Source organism: Actinacidiphila sp. bgisy145 (genome assembly GCF_057708125.1).
Genome location: NZ_JBYIRL010000004.1, coordinates 19,922 through 38,127, shown reverse-complemented (window position 1 = coordinate 38,127; position 18,206 = coordinate 19,922). Strand labels below are relative to the sequence as shown.

19 protein-coding genes are annotated in these 18,206 nt (G+C 74.8%); 8 read left to right on the top strand and 11 right to left on the bottom strand.

Translation table 11 applies throughout. The features are described 5' to 3' along the window. Window positions 1–6: 6 nt before the first annotated feature. Window positions 7–819: a dihydropteroate synthase gene (gene folP, locus AC3ERT_RS05130; RefSeq protein ID WP_335977614.1), complete on the top strand. Its 813-nt coding sequence runs from the start codon at window positions 7–9 to the stop codon at window positions 817–819. A 37-nt stretch (window positions 820–856) separates the two neighbouring features. Here the strand turns inward: folP and AC3ERT_RS05125 are convergent, their stop codons facing one another. From AC3ERT_RS05125 to dapE, 3 genes are all read right to left on the bottom strand, one after another. Further along, a complete protein-coding gene (locus AC3ERT_RS05125; RefSeq protein WP_335977505.1) occupies window positions 857–1,687 on the bottom strand; it encodes an LOG family protein in 831 nt (276 codons plus the stop codon). 16 nt (window positions 1,688–1,703) lie between these two features. Further along, window positions 1,704–2,786 carry an alpha/beta hydrolase gene (locus AC3ERT_RS05120; protein ID WP_435125813.1) on the bottom strand — a complete coding sequence of 361 codons (1,083 nt, stop codon included), beginning with the start codon at window positions 2,784–2,786 and terminating at the stop codon, window positions 1,704–1,706. A 106-nt stretch (window positions 2,787–2,892) separates the two neighbouring features. Next, window positions 2,893–3,960 (bottom strand): succinyl-diaminopimelate desuccinylase, encoded by a 1,068-nt coding sequence (gene dapE / locus AC3ERT_RS05115; RefSeq protein ID WP_435125811.1) that lies wholly within the window; start codon window positions 3,958–3,960, stop codon window positions 2,893–2,895. Window positions 3,961–4,042: 82 nt separating this feature from the next. Between dapE and AC3ERT_RS05110 the strand changes: the two genes are divergently transcribed. Next, window positions 4,043–4,948, top strand: a complete 906-nt coding sequence (locus AC3ERT_RS05110) for a hypothetical protein (RefSeq protein WP_435125808.1) — start codon at window positions 4,043–4,045, stop codon at window positions 4,946–4,948. A gap of 207 nt (window positions 4,949–5,155) precedes the next feature. Here AC3ERT_RS05110 and dapC read toward each other — a convergent pair whose 3' ends face one another. Further along, entirely contained in the window at window positions 5,156–6,262 is a 1,107-nt protein-coding gene (gene dapC / locus AC3ERT_RS05105) for a succinyldiaminopimelate transaminase (protein WP_335977516.1), read from the bottom strand. Window positions 6,263–6,370: 108 nt separating this feature from the next. Continuing rightward, a complete protein-coding gene (fdxA, locus tag AC3ERT_RS05100; RefSeq protein ID WP_040248668.1) occupies window positions 6,371–6,691 on the bottom strand; it encodes a ferredoxin in 321 nt (106 codons plus the stop codon). A 108-nt stretch (window positions 6,692–6,799) separates the two neighbouring features. Between fdxA and AC3ERT_RS05095 the strand changes: the two genes are divergently transcribed. After that, window positions 6,800–7,786, top strand: a complete 987-nt coding sequence (locus AC3ERT_RS05095) for a GNAT family N-acetyltransferase (RefSeq protein WP_435172894.1) — start codon at window positions 6,800–6,802, stop codon at window positions 7,784–7,786. Next, a complete protein-coding gene (locus tag AC3ERT_RS05090; protein ID WP_335977523.1) occupies window positions 7,783–8,655 on the top strand; it encodes a transglutaminase family protein in 873 nt (290 codons plus the stop codon). The genes AC3ERT_RS05095 and AC3ERT_RS05090 overlap by 4 nt, the downstream gene beginning before the upstream one ends. Before the next feature lie 31 nt (window positions 8,656–8,686). Here the strand turns inward: AC3ERT_RS05090 and AC3ERT_RS05085 are convergent, their stop codons facing one another. Both AC3ERT_RS05085 and AC3ERT_RS05080 read right to left on the bottom strand, forming a co-directional pair. Next, on the bottom strand, window positions 8,687–9,301 hold the full coding sequence (locus AC3ERT_RS05085) for a response regulator transcription factor (protein WP_335977525.1): 615 nt from the start codon (window positions 9,299–9,301) through the stop codon (window positions 8,687–8,689). A gap of 39 nt (window positions 9,302–9,340) precedes the next feature. Then, window positions 9,341–9,670, bottom strand: coding sequence for a nuclear transport factor 2 family protein (locus AC3ERT_RS05080; RefSeq protein WP_335977527.1), 330 nt, complete (start codon window positions 9,668–9,670; stop codon window positions 9,341–9,343). A gap of 194 nt (window positions 9,671–9,864) precedes the next feature. Here AC3ERT_RS05080 and AC3ERT_RS05075 point away from each other — a divergent pair, with 194 nt between their 5' ends. Genes AC3ERT_RS05075 through AC3ERT_RS05060 form a run of 4 tightly spaced genes read left to right on the top strand, consistent with a single transcriptional unit; the run spans window position 9,865 to window position 13,792 of the window. Beyond that, on the top strand, window positions 9,865–10,884 hold the full coding sequence (locus tag AC3ERT_RS05075; protein WP_435125799.1) for an ABC transporter ATP-binding protein: 1,020 nt from the start codon (window positions 9,865–9,867) through the stop codon (window positions 10,882–10,884). Next, on the top strand, window positions 10,881–11,621 hold the full coding sequence (locus tag AC3ERT_RS05070) for an ABC transporter permease (protein ID WP_435125796.1): 741 nt from the start codon (window positions 10,881–10,883) through the stop codon (window positions 11,619–11,621). Before AC3ERT_RS05075 ends, AC3ERT_RS05070 begins: the two co-directional genes overlap by 4 nt. 4 nt (window positions 11,622–11,625) lie before the next feature. Beyond that, window positions 11,626–12,843, top strand: coding sequence for a sensor histidine kinase (locus AC3ERT_RS05065; RefSeq protein ID WP_435125793.1), 1,218 nt, complete (start codon window positions 11,626–11,628; stop codon window positions 12,841–12,843). Window positions 12,844–12,856: 13 nt separating this feature from the next. Next, the gene (locus tag AC3ERT_RS05060) at window positions 12,857–13,792 is read left to right on the top strand and encodes a hypothetical protein (RefSeq protein ID WP_435172893.1); all 936 of its coding nucleotides are present in this window, start codon (window positions 12,857–12,859) and stop codon (window positions 13,790–13,792) included. A 72-nt stretch (window positions 13,793–13,864) separates the two neighbouring features. On the opposite strand, the gene AC3ERT_RS05055 is transcribed toward AC3ERT_RS05060, so the two are convergent. The 4 genes from AC3ERT_RS05055 to AC3ERT_RS05040 form a co-directional block, all read right to left on the bottom strand. Then, window positions 13,865–16,165, bottom strand: coding sequence for a hypothetical protein (locus AC3ERT_RS05055; RefSeq protein WP_435172891.1), 2,301 nt, complete (start codon window positions 16,163–16,165; stop codon window positions 13,865–13,867). A 152-nt stretch (window positions 16,166–16,317) separates the two neighbouring features. Continuing rightward, window positions 16,318–16,755 carry a DUF6113 family protein gene (locus AC3ERT_RS05050; RefSeq protein ID WP_335977538.1) on the bottom strand — a complete coding sequence of 146 codons (438 nt, stop codon included), beginning with the start codon at window positions 16,753–16,755 and terminating at the stop codon, window positions 16,318–16,320. Continuing rightward, complete coding sequence (gene mshB / locus AC3ERT_RS05045; RefSeq protein WP_435172889.1) at window positions 16,752–17,675, bottom strand: N-acetyl-1-D-myo-inositol-2-amino-2-deoxy-alpha-D-glucopyranoside deacetylase; 924 nt, start codon at window positions 17,673–17,675, stop codon at window positions 16,752–16,754. Before mshB ends, AC3ERT_RS05050 begins: the two co-directional genes overlap by 4 nt. 92 nt (window positions 17,676–17,767) lie before the next feature. Then, window positions 17,768–17,962, bottom strand: a complete 195-nt coding sequence (locus tag AC3ERT_RS05040) for a hypothetical protein (protein WP_335977542.1) — start codon at window positions 17,960–17,962, stop codon at window positions 17,768–17,770. Window positions 17,963–18,206 lie beyond the last annotated feature (244 nt).

Here is an 18,206-nt window from a genome sequence, read left to right as displayed (position 1 = left end):
GTGATCATGGCGATCGTCAACCGCACGCCCGACTCGTTCTACGACCAGGGGGCGACCTTCACCGACGAGCCGGCGCTCGAACGGGTCGCGCGGGTGGTCGACGAGGGCGCCGCGATCGTGGACATCGGCGGGGTCAAGGCGGGCCCGGGCGAGGAGGTCTCGGCGCAGGAGGAGATCCGGCGCACGGTGGACTTCGTCGCGGAGGTGCGGCGGCGCCACCCGGACGTCGTGATCAGCGTGGACACCTGGCGGCACGAGGTCGCCGAGGCGGTCTGCGCGGCCGGCGCCGACCTGCTCAACGACGCGTGGGGCGGGGTCGACCCGGAACTGGCGGTGGTGGCCGCGCGCCACGGGGTGGGGCTGGTGTGCACCCACGCGGGCGGCGCGCAGCCGCGGACCCGGCCGCACCGGGTCGCCTACGACGACGTGATGGCCGACATCCTCGACGTCACCGTCGGGCTCGCCGAGCGCGCCGAGCGGCTCGGGGTGCGGCGCGACGGCATCCTGATCGACCCCGGGCACGACTTCGGCAAGAACACCCGGCACTCCCTGGAGGCGACCCGGCGGCTGCCGGAGATGACGGCCACCGGGTGGCCGGTGCTGGTCTCCCTGTCCAACAAGGACTTCGTCGGGGAGACGCTGGACCGGCCGGTCAAGGAGCGGCTGATCGGCACGCTGGCGACCACCGCGGTGTCCGCGTGGCTGGGGGCGCAGGTGTACCGGGTGCACGAGGTGCCCGAGACCCGGCAGGTCCTGGAGATGGTCGCGGCGATCGCCGGCGACCGGGCCCCCGCGGTGGCCCGCAGGGGGCTCGCCTGACCCTCCCGGACCGGCCCGGAGGGTCAGGGCGGCGTGCTTACGCGCTCTCCTTGGTGACCCGCTCCACCGCGTCGTCGACGTCGTCGGTGACGTGGAAGAGCTCCAGGTCGGCCGGGGACGCCTTGCCCTCGGCGACGAGGGTCTGGCGGACCCAGGAGACCAGGCCGCCCCAGTAGTCGCTGCCGAACAGCACGATCGGGAAGCGGGTGACCTTCTTGGTCTGCACGAGGGTGAGCGCCTCGAAGAGCTCGTCCAGGGTGCCGAAGCCGCCGGGCAGCACCACGAAGCCGCGGGCGTACTTGACGAACATCGTCTTGCGGACGAAGAAGTAGCGGAAGTTGACGCCGATGTCGACGTAGGGGTTGAGCCCCTGCTCGAAGGGCAGCTCGATGCCGAGGCCGACGGAGACCCCGCCGGCCTCCAGGGCGCCCTTGTTGGCCGCTTCCATGGCGCCGGGGCCGCCGCCGGTGATCACGGCGAACCCGGCTTCCGCGAGCGCGCGGCCGATCCGGACCCCGGCGTCGTACTCGCGGGAGTCGACCGGGGTGCGGGCGGAGCCGAACACGCTGACCGCGGAGCCGAGTTCGGCGAGCGCGCCGAAGCCCTCCACGAACTCGGACTGGATGCGCAGCACCCGCCACGGGTCGCTGTGCACCCAGTCGGTGGCGCCGCGGCTGTCCAGCAGCCGCTGGTCGGTGGTGCCGGAGAGCACCTGTCCACGTCGGCGGATCACCGGACCGGTGTGCCGCTCCGGCCAGCCCCGGCCCTCCGGGCGGCCCTCGGCGGCGGCGTTCGCCGCGGCCGCGGCCTCCTGCTTGTCACCCGCGTTCCCCTTCGCGTCGTCGGGGTCGGTTGCGTCTGTTGTCATACCCGCAGCGTACGCATCACGGTGCCGTCGACGGCGCCAGCGGGACCGCCCTCGGGGCTTCCAGCCGCCCGCTGAGCCAGGTCAGCGCGTCGGGGAACATCCGGCCCCAGGTCTTCCAGTTGTGGCCACCGGCCGGCAGCCGGAGCGTGCTGACGGTGCCGGGCGGCCGGACGGCGGCGGCGATTTCGTCGGCGAACCGCGGCGGGCTCTCCCGGTCCTGGAGGCTGGACTCCACCAGCAGGTGGGCGGCCGGGCGGCCGTGCCGGGCCAGCCACAGCGGGGAGCGCACCCCGTGGCCAGGGTCGTCGGGGGCGAGCGCGGCCGCGGCGGCGAACCGGCCCGGGTAGTCCAGGCCGAGCCGCGCCGCGCAGTAGCCGCCGGTGGATATGCCCATCACCGCCCACCCGGCCGGCCCGGGCAGGGTACGGAAGTTGGCGGCCACGGTGCGCGGCACGTCGTCGGTGAGCCAGGTGGCGACCTTGCTGCGGCCCGGTACGTCGGCGCAGCCGGTGTCGACCCGGTCCGGGGTGATGGTCGGCAGCACCAGGATCGCGGGGTCGGCCCGGCCCGCCGCGATCTCGCCGGCCATGATCCGGCCGATCCGCATCCCGCGCAGGAAGCTGTGCGGGGTGCCGGGTATGCCGTGCAGCACCTCGATCACCGGGAAGCGGGTGTGGGCGTACCCCTTCGCGGTGTACTGCGGCGGCAGCCAGACGATCACCTCGCCCTTGGTGCCGGCGTGCCAGCCGCGCACGGTCGCGCGCCGGAAGCCGGCGGAGTACGAGCGGAACGCGGCGTGGTAGTCGGGCACGGCGGGCGCCGCGGCCGGGTGGGCGGCGGAGGCGGTGGTGGCCCCGCCGCCGCTGTTGGCGTCGCCGAGCAGGTCGGCCCAGGAGGCGTAGAAGCCGTACTGGTTGTTGACCAGGACCATCATCACGCAGATCGCGGTGGCCTGGCAGAGCAGGATCATGCCCACCCGGGTCGCGGCGCGCACCGCGCGGGGGCCGCGCACCCGCGACCACAGCAGCAGTGCCGCCGCCATCGCACCGACCGCCGCCACCAGCAGCAGCACGGCGAACCACGTGCTGGTCAGCCCCATGACCGGGCCCTCCCCCTCGACTCCGCCCGGATCGGGCGTATCCGATCGCACCATGGCGGATGGGAGGATGCGTACCCACCCCGGTTCGGTTGCTCCGGGGCGGGGACTATGCGGTGAGCCACTCCCGGAGCTTGCGCTCGGCTTCCTGGACGGCGGCGACGCGGACGTTCTCCTCGCGGGTGTGCGCCAGGGTCGGGTCGCCCGGGCCGTAGTTCACCGCGGGCACGCCCAGCGCGGAGAACCGCGCCACGTCCGTCCACGCCTCCTTCGCCGCGGGCGGGGTGCCGATCGCCGCGACGAACGCGGCCGCGGCCGGCTGCGACAGGCCGGGCAGCGCGCCCGGGGCGCTGTCGGTGAGCACCACGTCGAAGCCGTCGAAGACCTCCCGCACCCGCGCCAGCGCCTCGGCCTCGCTCTGGTCCGGGGAGAAGCGGTAGTTGACGGTGACCGCGCAGGTGTCCGGGATGACGTTCCCGGCGTGGCCGCCCTCGATCAGCACCGCGTTCAGGCCCTCGGGGTAGACCAGGCCGTCGATCTCCACCCGGCGCGGCTCGTAGGCCGCCAGCCGGGACAGGATCGGGGCGGCCTTGTGGATGGCGTTCTCGCCCAGCCAGCTGCGGGCGGAGTGCGCGCGGCGCCCGGTGGTCTGCACCCGTACCCGCAAGGTGCCCTGGCAGCCGCCGTCCACCCGGCCGTCGGTCGGCTCCATCAGCACCGCGAAGTCGCCCGCCAGCCAGTCCGGGTGGTGCTCGGCCAGCCGCTTCAGGCCGTTGAACTCCGCGGCGATCTCCTCCGCGTCGTAGAACACGAACGTCAGGTCGCGGTTGGGGGCCGGCAGTCCCGCGGCCAGCTTCAGCTGCACCGCCACGCCCGCTTTCATGTCCGAGGTGCCGCAACCCCACAGCAGACCGTCCGCGTCCAGCCGCGACGGCAGGTTGTCCGCGACCGGCACGGTGTCCAAGTGGCCGGCCAGCACCACCCGTTCGGCCCGGCCCAGCGCGGTCCTGGCCACCACCGCGTTGCCGTCCCGGTCCACCCGCAGGTGCGGCAGGGCGCCGAGCGCCGCCTCCACCAGGTCGGCCAGCTCGCCCTCCTGCCGGCTCACCGACTCCACGTCGACCAGTTGCGCCGTCAACCCGGCGACGTCCTGCTCAAGATCAAGCCCAGTTCCCATTCCGCCACCCTAGGTGGTGCCGCACGCGACGGACGGTGGCGAGGGGGGCGGAACGGGGGCTCGGTTTGGGTATGGTTCGCTCGTGCCCGAGTCGCCGTCCCCAGCGAACGAGAAGAAGAGGCGCGGCTGCGGCCTGCGCGTCACCGCCGGCCTCGTTGTGCTGCTCGCCCTCGGCGGCTACATCGCGTACCGCCTGGAGAACAACAACGCCCCGGCCGCCGCCGGCTGCACCGTCAAGACCGACGGCAACGACCTGGAGCTGGACACCGACCAGGCGGCCAACGCGGCGACGATCGCCGCGGTCGCGATGTCCCGCGACCTGCCCGAGCGCGCGGTGACGATAGCGCTGGCCACGGCGATGCAGGAGTCCCAGCTGCGCAACCTCGACAGCGGTGACCGCGACTCCCTGGGCCTGTTCCAGCAGCGCCCCTCGCAGGGCTGGGGCACCGCCAAGGAGATCCAGGACCCGGTGTACGCCGCGGGCGCGTTCTTCGACAGCCTGGTCAAGATCCAGGGATACACCAAGCTCCCCGTGACCGTCGCCGCCCAGCGGGTCCAGCGCAGCGGCTACCCCGAGGCGTACGCCCAGCACGAGTCCGAGGCGACCTCCCTGTCCGCCGCGCTGACCGGGCAGGAGGGCGGGTCGCTGAGCTGCACCACCGGGGCGGACACCGCGTACAGCGCCGGCGGCCGGCTGGGCGACACCGCGGCGGTCGCCGCGCGGCTGAAGCGGGAGTTCGGCAGCCGGGCGAAGTCGAGCGACGACAGCGCGCCGCGCACCGTCGCCGTCACCTCCGGCACCAGCCGGGCCCGCAGCTGGCAGCTCGCCCAGTGGGCGGTCGCCCACGCCCACGACCTCAAGGTCGAGCAGGTCACCCTCGGCGACTCCCGCTGGCAGGCCGCCAAGTCCGACAAGGGCTGGCAGCAGACGAAAGCGGCCGACGCCAAGGATGCGGACCCTGTGGTCCGCATCACCGTGGCTCGCTGACCCTCCCAGCTGCCCCGTCCGCGGAGTTGCGGGACCTTGCGGTCCGCGGTGGCTGGTCGCGCAGTTCCCCGCGCCCCTGAACAACTGCGGCTCGCACCGGGCTTGCCCCGGGGGACCCGAGCGAATCCAGGGGGCGCGGGGAACTGCGCGACCAGCCCTCCACCGGCGGGTGGTCCCGGAACCGGCAGAACCACCCACCCCGGAGGGTCAGCCCAGCCTGGAAACCGCCGCGGCGACCCGCTCGTCCGTCGCGGTGAAGGCGACGCGGACGAAGTTCTGGCCGGCCGGGCCGTAGAACTCGCCGGGGGCGACGAGGACACCGTGCTTGGCGAGGTCGGCGACGGTCTGCCAGCAGTCCTCGTCGCGGGTGGCCCACAGGTAGAGGCTGGCCTCGCTGTGCTCGATCCGGAAGCCGGCGCCTTCAAGCGCCCCGCGCAGCGCCGCCCGGCGCTGCGCGTACAGCTTCTTCTGGGCGACCGCGTGCTCGCGGTCGCCCAGCGCCGCGGCCATCGCGGCCTGCACCGGCTGCGGCACGATCATCCCGGCGTGCTTGCGCACCCCGAGGAGTTCGGCGACGACCGCGGGGTCACCGGTGAGGAAGGCCCCGCGGTACCCGGCGAAGTTGGACCGCTTGGACAGCGAGTGCACGGCGAGCAGCCCGTCGTGGCTGTCCCCGCAGACGTCGGGGTGGAGCACGGAGACCGGCTCGGCGCCCTCCCAGCCGAGTTCGATGTAGCACTCGTCGGAGACGACGAGGACGCCGTGCTCGCGGGCCCACGCCACGATCCGGCGCAGTTCGGCGGCCGGCAGCACGCGCCCGGTCGGGTTGGAGGGGCTGTTGAGCCAGAGCAGCCGGGTGCGGGCCGGGTCGAGGTCGGCGGCGGGGTCGTCGTAGCGGGCGGCCCCGGCGCGGGCGATGAGCGCGCCGATCTCGTAGGTCGGGTAGGCCAGCGACGGGTAGCCGACCTGGTCGCTCTCGCGCAGGTCGAGCAGGGTGGGCAGCCAGCCGACGAGTTCCTTGGAGCCGATGAGCGGCAGGATGTGCGCCGGGTCCGCCCCGCTGACGCCGTGCCACTCCCGCAGGTAGCGCGCCGCGGCCTCGCGCAGCGCGGCGGTGCCGTAGGTGAGCGGGTAGCCGGGGCTGTCCGCGGCGGCGGTCAGGGCCTGCCGGACCACCTCGGGGACGGGGTCCACCGGGGTGCCCACGGACAGGTCGACCACGCCGTCGGGGTGCGCGGCCGCCGTGGCCTTGTACGGCTCCAGACGGTCCCAGGGGAAGACCGGAAGGCGGGCGGAGATGCTCAACGTGCTCACTCTCGCAGACGGTTCGTACGGTGGTGCAGCACACCGGGCCCCGCAGCCGCGGCGGTGTGCGCGGCTACGGGGCCCGGCGGTGGTCAGCCCCGGGTGGTGGTCACCGGGTCACTGGTTCTGCGGCGGCAGTTCCGCGACGAAGGGGTGGTCGCGCTCGATCAGGCCGAGCTTCGAGGCGCCGCCCGGCGAGCCCAGCTCGTCGAAGAACTCCACGTTGGCCTTGTAGTAGTCCTTCCACTCCTCCGGGGTGTCGTCCTCGTAGAAGATCGCCTCGACCGGGCAAACCGGCTCACACGCGCCGCAGTCGACACACTCGTCCGGATGGATGTACAAGGACCGGCTGCCCTCGTAGATGCAGTCGACCGGGCACTCTTCGATGCACGCCTTGTCCTTGACGTCGACACAAGGCTGCGCGATGACGTAGGTCACGCTGTCGTTCCTCCTCGGTAGGGCTCATCTCGCGCGGGAGCGCGGCGTCGTCGATGCCCGCACCTAGTATCTCCGTTCCTGGGCACGTTCCGAACAGGAGGGGCACGCATGCCAGGGGATTTCTCGTCCGGGGTTCGGCTCGAAATCCGGATCACCCCCGCTGACGTGGGAAAACGCGTCTCGGTCCGGCAGGTGGTCCAGGTCACCGACGGGCATCCTACGTTCACCGATACGGTCGGTGTTCTCGCATCCTGGGATACGGGAGTGGTCTGCATCACTCGGCGGACCGGGGAAACGGTGCGGATCGAGGAGGAGGCACTCGTGGCGGGGAAGGTGGTGCCGCCCGCTCCCGCGCGGCGCGGCGGCGGGACCGGCGTGCCGGCGGTGACCGACGAGGAGATCGAGGCGGTGGCGTCGCGGGCCTGGCCGGCCCTGGAGACCGCGCCGCTGGGCGGGTGGACGCTGCGGGCGGCGGGCGGGTTCACCCGGCGGGCGAACTCCGTGCTGGTGACGGGCGACCCGGGCGTGCCGCTGCCGCGGGCGCTGGCGGCCGTGACCGGCTGGTACGCCGAGCGCGGGCTCCCCGCGGTGCTCCAGGTGCCGGACGCCTCGCCGTACGCCGACCGGCTCGCGCGCGCGGGGTGGGTGCGCGAGGCGGACAGCCTGGTGCGCACCGCGCCGCTGGTGCCGCTGACGTCCCTGCCCGAACCGCCGGACGCCCCGGTGGAGTTGTCGCGTGCGCCGGACGCCGCGTGGCTGGCCGCCTACCACCGCACCGGCGCGCTCGCCGAGGCCGCGCTGAAGGTGGTCTCGGGCGGGCCGTCGGTGTGGTTCGCCACCGCGCCCGGCGCGATCGGCCGGGCCGTCGTCGAAGGGCCCTGGGTGCTGTTCGGCGCGGTCGAGGTCGCGCCCGAGCGCCGCCGCAGGGGGCTGGCCACCGCGGTGATGGGCGCGCTGGCCCGCCGGGCGTACGACGAGGGCGCGCGGGCCGCCTACCTCCAGGTCGAGGCGGACAACGAGGCCGCCCGCGCGCTCTACGACCGGCTCGGCTTCACCGACCACCACGGCTACCACTACCGGCGCCCCCCGGCATGACGGCTTCGGTACGCGAACGGTTCGCCGCCGCCGCCCGCGAGGAGCGGCCCGACCTGGCGGAGCTGTGCCTGCTGATCGGGGCGGAGGCGGACCCGGCGCTGGACGGCCCGGTGGCCGACCTCGCGCAGATCGAACTCGACCGGCTCGCCGGGCTGCTGCCGTACGGCGCGGCCACGCCGCTGGAGTGGGCGCAGGCGCTCGGCCGGGTGCTGGGCGCCGGGCACGGCTTCCACGGCACGCCCGCGGACTACGGGCGGCTGTCGTCGTCGCTGCTCCAGGAGGTCCTGCGGCGGCGGCGCGGGCTGCCGATCCTGCTGTCGGTGGTGTGGATGGAGGTGGCGCGGCGCGCGGGGGCGCCGGTCCACGGGGTGGGGCTGCCCGGGCACTTCGTGGTGGCGCTGGGCGATCTGGAGCCGCACGGCGCCCGGTTCGGGGCGGACCCGGCACCTTATGTGCTGGTCGACCCGTTCGACGGCGGGCGCGTGCTGTCCGGGCCCGACGCCGAACGGCTCGTGTCCGGTGCGGTCGGCGGGGCTGCCGGCGGGGGCGCGGGCGGGCCTGCCGCGGCTCCGGTGCCCGCGGACACCCTGGACATCGTGCGGCGCGTGCTGAACAACATCCGGGCGTGGGCGGCGCCGCGGCCCGAGCGGCTGCCGGTGCAGCTGTGGACCCTGGACCTCACGCTGCTCCTCCCCCGGCACCCGGCCCGCCTGCGCTACGAGCGGGCCCAGGTGCTCGTCCAGATGGGCGACTTCCTCGGCGGGGCCGCCGAGATGGAGGAGTACGCCGAGGTCATCGGCGCGTTCGACGCCGAGACGGCGGCCGCCATCCGTACCCAGGCGCGTGCCGCGCGGGCCCGGCTCAACTGACCCTGCTTGGTTGTGCGTCGCCCCGGGGGCGTCAGAGCCAGCCCTTCTCGCCCGCGATGCGGGCGGCTTCGGCGCGGTTGCGGGCACCGGTCTTCTGGATGGCGGTGGACAGGTAGTTGCGGACGGTCCCCTCGGACAGGCGCAGGCGGCGGGCGATCTCGGCGTTGAGCGCGCCGTCGGCCGCCGCGTTGAGGACCTCGCGTTCGCGGGCGGTCAGCGGGTCCGCCCCCTCCGCGAGGGCCGCCGCGGCCAGCGAGGGGTCGATGACCCGCTCGCCTGCGAGTACCCGCCGTACCGCGTCGGCCAGTTGCGCCGCGGGCGCGTCCTTGACGAGGAACGCCCGCGCGCCCGACTCCATCGCGCGCCGCAGGTAGCCGGGCCGGCCGAAGGTCGTCACGATGACGACCTTCACCTCGGGCGCGGCCGCGCGGACCTGCGCGGCGGCCTCGATCCCGGTCGCCCCGGGCATCTCGATGTCGAGCAGCGCCACGTCGGGCCGGTGCTCCAGCACCGCGGCCACCACCTCGTCGCCGCGCGCGACCTGCGCGACGACCTCGATGTCCGCCTCCAGCCCGAGGAGCGTGGCCAGGGCCTCCCTGACCATCGACTGGTCGTCGGCCAGCAGCACTCGGATGTTCCCCGTCACCCCGGCACCTTAGCGGCTCCGCCCGGCGGGGCACCGGTGTCACCCGCTGATGCGCATCAGGTCGATGTGGTCGCCGGTGACGGTGAAGGTGAAGTCGGACGGGCCGTTGAAGCCGTTGCCGCCGACCCGGGTGGAGACGGTGGTGGTGGTCTCGTCCTGATGGGTGCCGGTGACGCGCAGGGAGACCTGCTTGCCGATGAACTCGGCGTCGCTCCACTCCCGGATGGCGTCGTGGCCGCGGAAGACCCGGCCCCAGTCGTCCACCGCCCCGTCCGGGGCGAAGGCGGCAAGGAAGTCCTCGGTGTTCCCCGCGTCCGCCGCTTCCAGGGCTGCGGCGACCGGGATCGGCAGGGGCTCGGCGCTGGTCATGCCCGCTCAACGACGGCCCGCGTGGCGGGTCACGCCCCGCGTCGGCCATCAGGGGGCCGGGCCGGTCAGGCCCCGGCGGCGCGGGGCCGTACGGCAGCGGGATCGTACGCAGGAGGGCCGTATGACATCTGTCATGCGGAAGTCACGACCCGGCACACTGCCGCCGACCGGCCGCCGCGCGCGACAGTGGGGCCATGACGGCAGCATCGGTGGGTACGAACACGCAGGCGCGGGGCGCGGGCCCCGGCCCGGGACAGCCCGTGGCGGCTTTCCGGGACGTGGGCAAGAGCTTCGGGGCGGTACGGGCGGTGTCCGACCTGAGCCTGGAACTGCACCCCGGGCAGACGGTGGCGCTGCTCGGGCCGAACGGCGCGGGCAAGTCCACGGCGCTCGACCTGCTCCTGGGCCTGAAGAACCCCGACCGCGGCGAGGTGCGGGTCTTCGGCACCGGCCCGGCCCAGGCGATCGCCAGGGGGCAGGTCGGCGCGATGCTGCAAAGCGGCGGGCTGATGGAGGAGGTCACGGTCCGCGAGCTGGTCACGCTCGCCTGCGACCTGCACCCCAGGGCGTACCCGGTGGACCAGGTGCTGGCCGCCGCCGACCTCACCGGGATCGGCGACCGCAAGGTCAACAAGCTCTCCGGCGGGCAGGAGCAGCGGGTCAGGTTCGCGATGGCCACGGCCGGCGCGAACGACCTGATCGTGCTCGACGAGCCGACCACGGGCATGGACGTGACCGCCCGGCAGGCGTTCTGGGCGACGATGCGCGCCCAGGTCGACCAGGGCCGTACGGTGCTGTTCGCCACGCACTACCTGGAGGAGGCGGACGCGATCGCGGACCGGGTGCTGGTCCTGCACCAGGGCCGGCTGATCGCGGACGGCACCGCGGCCGAGATCAAGGCGCGTGCGGGGGCCCGCCGGATCACCTTCGACCTGGCCGGCGCCGTGGACGAGCAGGCGCTGCGGGCCCTGCCGCACGTGGTGGGCCTGGACGTGACCGGCCCGACGGTGCGCATCCGCTCCGACGACGCGGACGCCACCATGCACGCGGTGTACGGGCTGGGCCTGTACCCGCGCAACCTGGAGGTCGCCGGGCTCGGCCTGGAGCAGGCGTTCCTCGCCCTCACCGACGCCGCGGGGAGCACGGCGGCGAAGTCGGCGGCGCCCACCGCCGGGACCGGCACCACGAGCACCGAGGAGGCGGGGCGGCGATGACGACCCTGATCCGGCTGGAGATCACCCGCACCCTGCGGAACCGCAAGTTCATGTTCTTCTCGGTGCTCTACCCGGCGTTCCTGTTCCTGGCGGTCGCCCTGAGCTACAAGAAGGGCGACACCGTCGGCGGCCACGGGCTGTCGGCGGTGGCCTACCTGATGGTCTCGATGGCCGCGTTCGGCGCGATGACGGCGGTGCTGATGGGCAACGCCGAGCGGATCGCCCGCGAGCGGGAGAAGGGCTGGGTGCGGCAGCTGCGGCTGACCGCGCTGCCCGGCCGCGGCTACGTCACGGCGAAGGTCGCCTCGGCGGCCACCGTCAGCCTGCCGTCGATCCTGGTGGTGCTGCTGATCGGCGGCCTGGTCAAGGACGTCCGGCTGGACGCCTGGCAGTGGGTGGCGATCGCCTTCAGCACCTGGGCGGGCAGCCTGGTCTTCGCCGCGCTCGGGGTGGCGATCGGCTATCTGGCCACCGCGGACGTGGCCCGGCCGGTCTCCATGCTGTTCTACTTCGGCCTGGCGGTCCTGGGCGGGCTGTGGGTGCCGATCTACAGTTTCCCGCAGTGGTTGCAGAACCTCGCCGGCTACCTCCCGGCGCGACCGTACGTGGCCGTGAGCCAGGCGATCGAGGTGGGCGGCTCCCCGCACCCGCGGGACATCGCCGTCCTCGTGGTCTACCTGCTGCTCTTCGCGGGGGCGGCGGCCTGGCTCTACCGCAAGGACACCCGGAGGGCATGACCGTATGACCGGCGCGTCGCGGCCGCAGTGGCGGCAGGCGGTGGAGGACGCCGACACCAGCCCGATGGGGCGGCGGCCGGAGACCCGCCGGCAGGCGCTGACCAAGCTGATGTGGATCGGCATCTGGCTCGCCTACCTCGGCTCGCCGGTCGGCGACCTGGCCGGCGGCGGCCACCCGCCGGCCGTCACCGCGCTCGCCGCGCTCGGCCTGCTCGCCTTCGTGGTGGCGTACCTGGTGCTGGCGTTCTTCCGCACCAACGAGCCCGCGCCGCCCCAGCCCTGGGTGTACGCCACCCTCGCCGGTCTCGCGGCGCTGGCGCTGGCCCTGTCGCTCGCGCTCGGCACGGACTGGCTGGTGCTGTACGTGTACGTCTGCGTGGCGTGCGGCGCCGCCCTGCCCGACCGGCGGTCGCGGTGGGCGGTGCCGCTGGCGGCCGTGCTGCTGGTGGGCACCGGAGTGGTCGTCGACCGGCAGGCGTCGCTCTACCCGGAACTGCTGCTGCCCGCGCTGCTCGGCGGCTTCTCGATGGTCGGGGTACGGCAGCTGGTGCGCACCATGCGGGAGTTGCGGGCGGCCCGGGACACCGTGGCGCAGCTCGCGGCCACCGAGGAGCGGCTGCGGCTCGCCCGCGACCTGCACGACCTGCTCGGGCACTCGCTGTCCCTGATCACCCTCAAGAGCGAGCTGGCCGGGCGGATGCTGCCGGACCGGCCGCAGGACGCGGCCGCGCAGGTCGCCGACATCGAGTCGGTCAGCCGCCAGGCGCTGGTGGACGTGCGCGAGGCGGTCAGCGGCTACCGGCGTCCGACGCTGGCCACCGAGGTCGTCAACGCCCGCAGCGCGCTGGTCGCGGCGGGCGTCTCGGCGCGGCTGCACGTCCCCGACCGGGTGCCGGGCCTGGCCCCGGTCGCGGAGGGCGCGCTGGCCTGGGCGCTGCGCGAGGCGGCCACCAACGTCGTACGGCACTCGGGCGCGGCGACCTGCGTGGTGGCGCTGGAGACCGGCGACGGCCGCGCGCGGCTGACCGTCTCCGACGACGGGCGCGGGCCGGACCCCGCGCGCCCGGCGGGCAACGGGCTGACCGGGCTGGGCGAGCGCCTGCTGCTGGCGGGCGGCAGCCTGCGCACGTCCCGCGCGGGGGACGGCGGCTTCACGCTGACCGCCGAGGTGCCGCTCGACCCGGCGCCGGTGGGCGCGAACCGGCCGCCGGGCGGCGGGTAGTAGGGTCCGGGCTGTGCCCGAGAGCCCCGAGACACCCGAGTCGCCCGAGTCGCCCGAGACATCCGCGCCGCCCGCGCCGAGCCGGGCGGTCCCCGACGACCCCGACCCCGAAGACGGCGGCGCCGCCGAGGAGCGGCCGGACGAGCCCGGCTTCGCCCGCTCCGCTGCCGTCGGGGTGTCCGGCGGGGTGGCCGGCGGCCTCGTCCCGGACTCCGTCCGGCAGATCGCCGCGCGCGCCACGCTGCCCTTCCAGGCCGCCCGCGCGGACCGGAGCTTCGCCACCGCCTTCTGGTACAACGACCTGATCGAGACCGGCGGCGACCACGAGGTCATCCGGCAGTACCTGGTCACGGCCGCGCGCCGGACCCGCTACGAGATCGGGCAGTGGACCCTGCGCGGCGACCTCACCGACCCCGAACAGCCGCTGGACGAGCTGGTGATGGGCGGTTTCGCCAAGCGCTGGACGGTGCTGGGCCGGCTCGGCGTCGCGGTGATGCCCACGGTGGACCTGCATCTGCACGCCGAACGCAAGGGCTGGCGCTGGGACACGCAGGAGGTCACCGACGGGCTCGCCGCACGCGCCGAGGACGTCGAGGCGATCGGCGAGGGGCCGCTGACCGCCTACGTGCTGGGGCACCCGGCCGACGGCAGCGGCGCGTCCGCGCACCCGGACCGGCCGCAGGAGCTGCTGCCGGGCGAGGTGCGCCGCACCGCTCCCGACGCCCCGCTGACTTGGTCGGGCCCGCTGCCCACCGGTTTCGACGGCGCCCCGGTCTTCGCCGCGCTGCCGCTGCCCGACGAGCAGCTGAAGCTGCTGTGCCTGGGGGTCGCGCTGCCGGGCGAGGAGGGGCCGCAGGCGCCCGCGACGGTGGTGACGTTCGCGGAGCTGCGCGCCGAGATCCACGCGCTGGCCCCGCGCCGCAGGCGCCACTGGTGGCAGCGCGGCTGACGGCTCGGGCGGCTGATGGTCCGTGGGGCCGGCGGTCCGGGCGGCCGGCGGGCGCGCCGCCGGCCGCGGGCGTCAGCCGAGTTCGGCGTCCGGCAGGGTCACGCTCCGCCCGGCGGTCGTCTTGGAGTTGAGGGCCTGGATCAGCGCGGTGGCGACGTCCTGCGGGGTGACCGCGGTCTTCGAGCCGTCACCGCGCTTGAGCACCACTCCGTCGAAGGAGTTGCCGTACAGCGGCTGGAGCGCCTTCAGGTCGATGTGCGGGGCGAGTTGGCCGTCGGGCGTGGCCTGCATGGTGAGGAACTGCGGCAGCGTCTTGTTGAACGGCACGTCGCGGCCCGCGGCGATGATGTGCACCGGGCCCATCATCGCGGTCTTGCCGAAGCCGTTGACGGCCTTGTCGAGCGTGGCCTGGGTGACCTTCGGCTGCACCGCGGTGACCCGCAGGTCGACCGGGGTGTTGCGGCCGGACTCCGCCCGCAGCCGGTAGGCGGCGGAGACCTGGGTCGCGGCGGCGTTCACGTCGACGGCCTGGCCGGCCTTGCCGGGCACCGCGACGGCCTTGCCGTCCTCGAAGCGCACCATGCCGTCCGACCCCGTGCCGGAGGGGCCCGCCACGGTCTGCAGCGCCGCCTTCAGCTTGTCCTGGTCGACGACTATCACCGGCGCCGCGGTCCGGGTCTGCCCGAAGAGCGAGCCGACCACGGTGACCGGGTTGTAGTCGGGGTGCGCGACCTCGCGGACGGTGGCGTCGGTGTCGATGGACAGGCCCGCGATCGACGGCTTGAGGGAGTGCTGCTTGCCGCCGACGGTGATGGTCAGCGGCGCGCTGCCGCGGTTGCCGAGCGCGGTGTCGAGCTTCTTGACGGCCGCAGCCTGGCTGGTGTTGCCGATGTCCACGCCGAGCACGGTGGTGCCCTTGGGCACGTCGGAGTGGTTCATCAGCAGCCCGGCACCGTAGACGACGACCGCGACGACGACCACGCCCGCGCCGAGCAGCGCCGGCTTGGAGCGGCCCTTCTTGACGGGCTTGGCGGCCTTGGCGGGCGCGGCCGGCGCCGACGGGGAGGTCGCGGCCGGGCCGCCCGGCACCGGCGGTCCCGGCGGCGGCACGGACCCCGGTCCGGTCTCCGGCCCGGCGGCACGGCCGCGCTCCTCGGCCGGCACCGGCGGGATGCCGCCGACCAGGGTGTCGCTCGCGGTCCGCTTCCCGAGCGGCCGGCTGCCGGCCGGGGCGGGCGGGCGGAAGGCGTGCTCGCCGGTGTCGCCGGTCACCGGGGGCACCGGCATGTCGCCGGTGGCCGGGCCGGTGGTGGGGCCGGCCGGCGGCAGCGGGGCGCCGCCGGCCGCGTACGGGTCGGTGGGGATGCCGCGCGGCACCCCGGGCGGGAAGTCCTCGGTGCCGAACGGGACGGCCCCGGCGCCCTGTTGGGCGCCGCCCGGGGTCTCGAAGGGCGCGGCGAAGCCGCCCGAGGGGGTGTCGTGCGGGCCGCGCGCGCTCGGGCCGTCGTCGAACGGCGAGCCCACCGGCGGCGGCAGGTACGCCTGCGGGATCGCTTGCGTGCCGGTGTCGGGGTCGGCGAACTCCTCGACGTACGGCCCCGCGAAGGGGTCGTCCGCGCGCGGGGCGTCCCCGGCGGGGGTGCCGGCGGCGGGCGGCACCGTGAACCCGCCCGCGGGCGTGGCACCGGGCGGGAAGTCGCTCTGGAAGCCGTCGCCGGAGAAGCCCTCGGAGAAGCCGTCGCCGGTCGCGCCCGCGCCCGCGGGGAAGCCCGCCGGGGCCGCACCGGGACCGGCGGCCGGGAAGGCGCCGCTCTGCGCTCCGGCGCCCTGGGGGCCGTTGCCGGCGCCCGGGCCCGTACCCTGTGCGGCGCCCGGGCCCGCTGCCGAGCCCGCGCCCGCACCGGAGGACCCGACCGGCTTGCGCGGCGCGAACCAGTCGCTGGTCTTCTCCTTCTGCTCCGGCTTGTCGGCGCGCTCCTGCTCCGGCTCGCCGCCCGGCCCGCCGTCGGCGGTCTCGCCGGGGGCGGCCGGGGCCGCGGGGCCGGTGGCGGCGTCGGCGCCCGGCGGCACGGGGGCGTTCGCGCCCTCCTCGACGGTGGTGCGCATCACGACCGGCGGGATCGGCCGGGAGCCGGGGATGTTGATCCTGATCCGGGTGGTCAGCGTCGTCTCGGTCCTGGGCTCGTCAGGGTCCGCCTCGCGGCCCGGCTCGGCCCCGGCGGCGCCGTCCGGCTCCTCGTCGGCCGTGCGCGGCCGCTCCTGCGGGTGCAGCGACGGGAAGGGGCGGGGGCCGTAAGGCGGGGTCCCTGACGGGTACGCGGCACCGCCGCGTCCCTGGGGACCGGAGGACGAACTGTCAGTTTCACGACTCAAAGCAGGCTCTCCCGGTTTTCCACGCCGCCCGGCGCGTCACTTGGCGGGCGGCTCGCCGGCGCACCCACCATACCGACCTGTGCGCTGAGGCGGCTGCGGTCCGGCGGAACGCTGGGCCACACCCAACCATGCGGCGGCCCCTGCCCGCCAAGTCAGGTCCTATTCGTGCCGGATGGGGGCAGTTGGGGCAGCGTGGCGCAGATCACCGCGCCGAACGCCCCGCCGAGCAGGTAGACATACGGCCCGATGCCCGCGGCGAGCAGGAAGTCGCCCTCCGGCTGGGAGCCGCTGAGCAGGATCACGCTGATCAGCCAGACCGCGGCGGGCACCACCGTGCCCAGCCGGGTGCCGGTGATCCGCCCGCCGCCCAGGAACAGGCCCACGCACCCGGCGAGCGCCAGCAGCAGCCCGCCCGGCTCCCAGGCGGCCTGCACCAGGGCGCCGGCGACCGCGACGGCGACCGCGAGGACGGCCAGGACGACGTACCCGGCGATCCGGGCGCCCTGCGTGCCGCGGGGGTGGCTGGACAGCGGCCCGACGAAGGGGGTGCGGGTCGGTACGGGGCCGCGTCCGGCGGCGGGGCGGCTCATCGCACACCTCCGGCGGCCTTGTCGCCGCCGCGGGCCCCGGCCCGCTCCGCGCCGCCCGGTCCCGGCCCGAACAGGTCGTCCGCCCGCCCGCAGGGCGCGCCCTGCACCTGCCGGTAGTACTCGACGGCGAAGAACGGCTGGCCGAGGTCGTTGGAGAGCGCGAAGAAGGGCCCGTCGACGGCGATCTGCGTGGCGTGCGCCCGCATGGCGGCCCTCTTGCGGTCGGCGTACGCGGAGCCGTCCACCACGACCGTCACGAGCGCGTCGTCGACCACGCCGGGGATGTCGTCCGGGGTCGCGACGCCCGCGAACGGGATGTCCCGGCCCCGGGCCGCGAGCCGGTCGAACCCGGCCCGCACGACCGAGCGGGGGGTGCAGGTCTCGTAGACCCGGTCGATCCGGTGGCCGCGCCCGGCGGCGAGTTCGCAGCCCCGCATGGCGACGCGGTGCGCCTGGATGTGGTCCGGGTGCCCGTAGCCGCCGTTGTCGTCATAGGTGACGAGGACCTGGGGGCGGACCTCCAGGATGACGTCGGCGAGGTGGCCGGCCGCCTCGTCGAGGTCGGCGCGCCAGAAGCAGGCCGGGTCGTCGTTCTGGGCGACGCCCATCATCCCGGAGTCCCGGTAGCGGCCGGGGCCGCCCAGGAAGCGGTGGTCGGTGACGCCCAGCGCGGCCATGGCGGCGCTCAGCTCGCCGATCCGGTGGGCGCCGAGGGTGTCGTCGCGGTCGGCGGCGAGGTGCGCCAGCTCCGGCGGGATGACCTCGCCCTCCTCGCCGAGGGTGCAGGTGACGAGGGTGACGAGGGCCCCTTCGGCCGCGTATCTGGCCATGGTGGCGCCGTTGTTGATCGTCTCGTCGTCCGGGTGGGCGTGGACGAGCAGCAGGCGCCGCTCGGGGGTGCCGCCGGGAGCATCGGTCATGGTGGAAGCCTACGGCGCCGCACGCCGGACCCGGGCAGCGGCCCGTGCCGCCACCCGCGCGCTGCTGCTCCGGACCCGGACCCGGACCGGACCTAGATCTTGATGTTGGAGATGGTCTGCGCCACGTTGCTGGTGAGGTTGGTGATCTGAGGAGCCCACGAGGAGCTGGCGAGATAGAAGCCGAGCAACGTACAGGCCACCGCGTGCCCTGCCTTGAGCCCCGAACGGCGGATCAGCAGAACCACGATGATCAGCAGCAGCAGCACCGCCGAAATCGAGAGTGCCACAGCGGCTCACCTCCTCATACGCAGGGTCCATGTCAGTTGCCACATGCTTATTACCCACCCACGGCTACGGATCATAACTTTCCGTGCGACCGCATAAGTCGGAGCACGGAAGCACGTGGGGGCGCATGAACAGATCCAGCCAACCGCCGTGTCCGGTAAGGGCCGTGGGCGACACCACGGGGTACGGCAGAGGGCCAGGTCAGCGTCGCGCGGGCGCGGCCGGGCGGTAATACGGGGGCGATTG

Bases quoted from the DNA above. Each gene is read 5' to 3' on its own strand.
- folP (WP_335977614.1), top strand. From the start codon at position 7: ATGGCGATCGTCAACCGCACGCCCGACTCGTTCTACGACCAGGGGGCG.
- AC3ERT_RS05125 (WP_335977505.1), bottom strand. From the start codon at position 1,687: ATGACAACAGACGCAACCGACCCCGACGACGCGAAGGGGAACGCGGGT.
- AC3ERT_RS05120 (WP_435125813.1), bottom strand. From the start codon at position 2,786: ATGGGGCTGACCAGCACGTGGTTCGCCGTGCTGCTGCTGGTGGCGGCG.
- dapE (WP_435125811.1), bottom strand. From the start codon at position 3,960: ATGGGAACTGGGCTTGATCTTGAGCAGGACGTCGCCGGGTTGACGGCG.
- AC3ERT_RS05095 (WP_435172894.1), top strand. From the start codon at position 6,800: ATGCCAGGGGATTTCTCGTCCGGGGTTCGGCTCGAAATCCGGATCACC.
- AC3ERT_RS05090 (WP_335977523.1), top strand. From the start codon at position 7,783: ATGACGGCTTCGGTACGCGAACGGTTCGCCGCCGCCGCCCGCGAGGAG.
- AC3ERT_RS05080 (WP_335977527.1), bottom strand. From the start codon at position 9,670: ATGACCAGCGCCGAGCCCCTGCCGATCCCGGTCGCCGCAGCCCTGGAA.
- AC3ERT_RS05075 (WP_435125799.1), top strand. From the start codon at position 9,865: ATGACGGCAGCATCGGTGGGTACGAACACGCAGGCGCGGGGCGCGGGC.
- AC3ERT_RS05070 (WP_435125796.1), top strand. From the start codon at position 10,881: ATGACGACCCTGATCCGGCTGGAGATCACCCGCACCCTGCGGAACCGC.
- AC3ERT_RS05065 (WP_435125793.1), top strand. From the start codon at position 11,626: ATGACCGGCGCGTCGCGGCCGCAGTGGCGGCAGGCGGTGGAGGACGCC.
- AC3ERT_RS05050 (WP_335977538.1), bottom strand. From the start codon at position 16,755: ATGAGCCGCCCCGCCGCCGGACGCGGCCCCGTACCGACCCGCACCCCC.
- mshB (WP_435172889.1), bottom strand. From the start codon at position 17,675: ATGACCGATGCTCCCGGCGGCACCCCCGAGCGGCGCCTGCTGCTCGTC.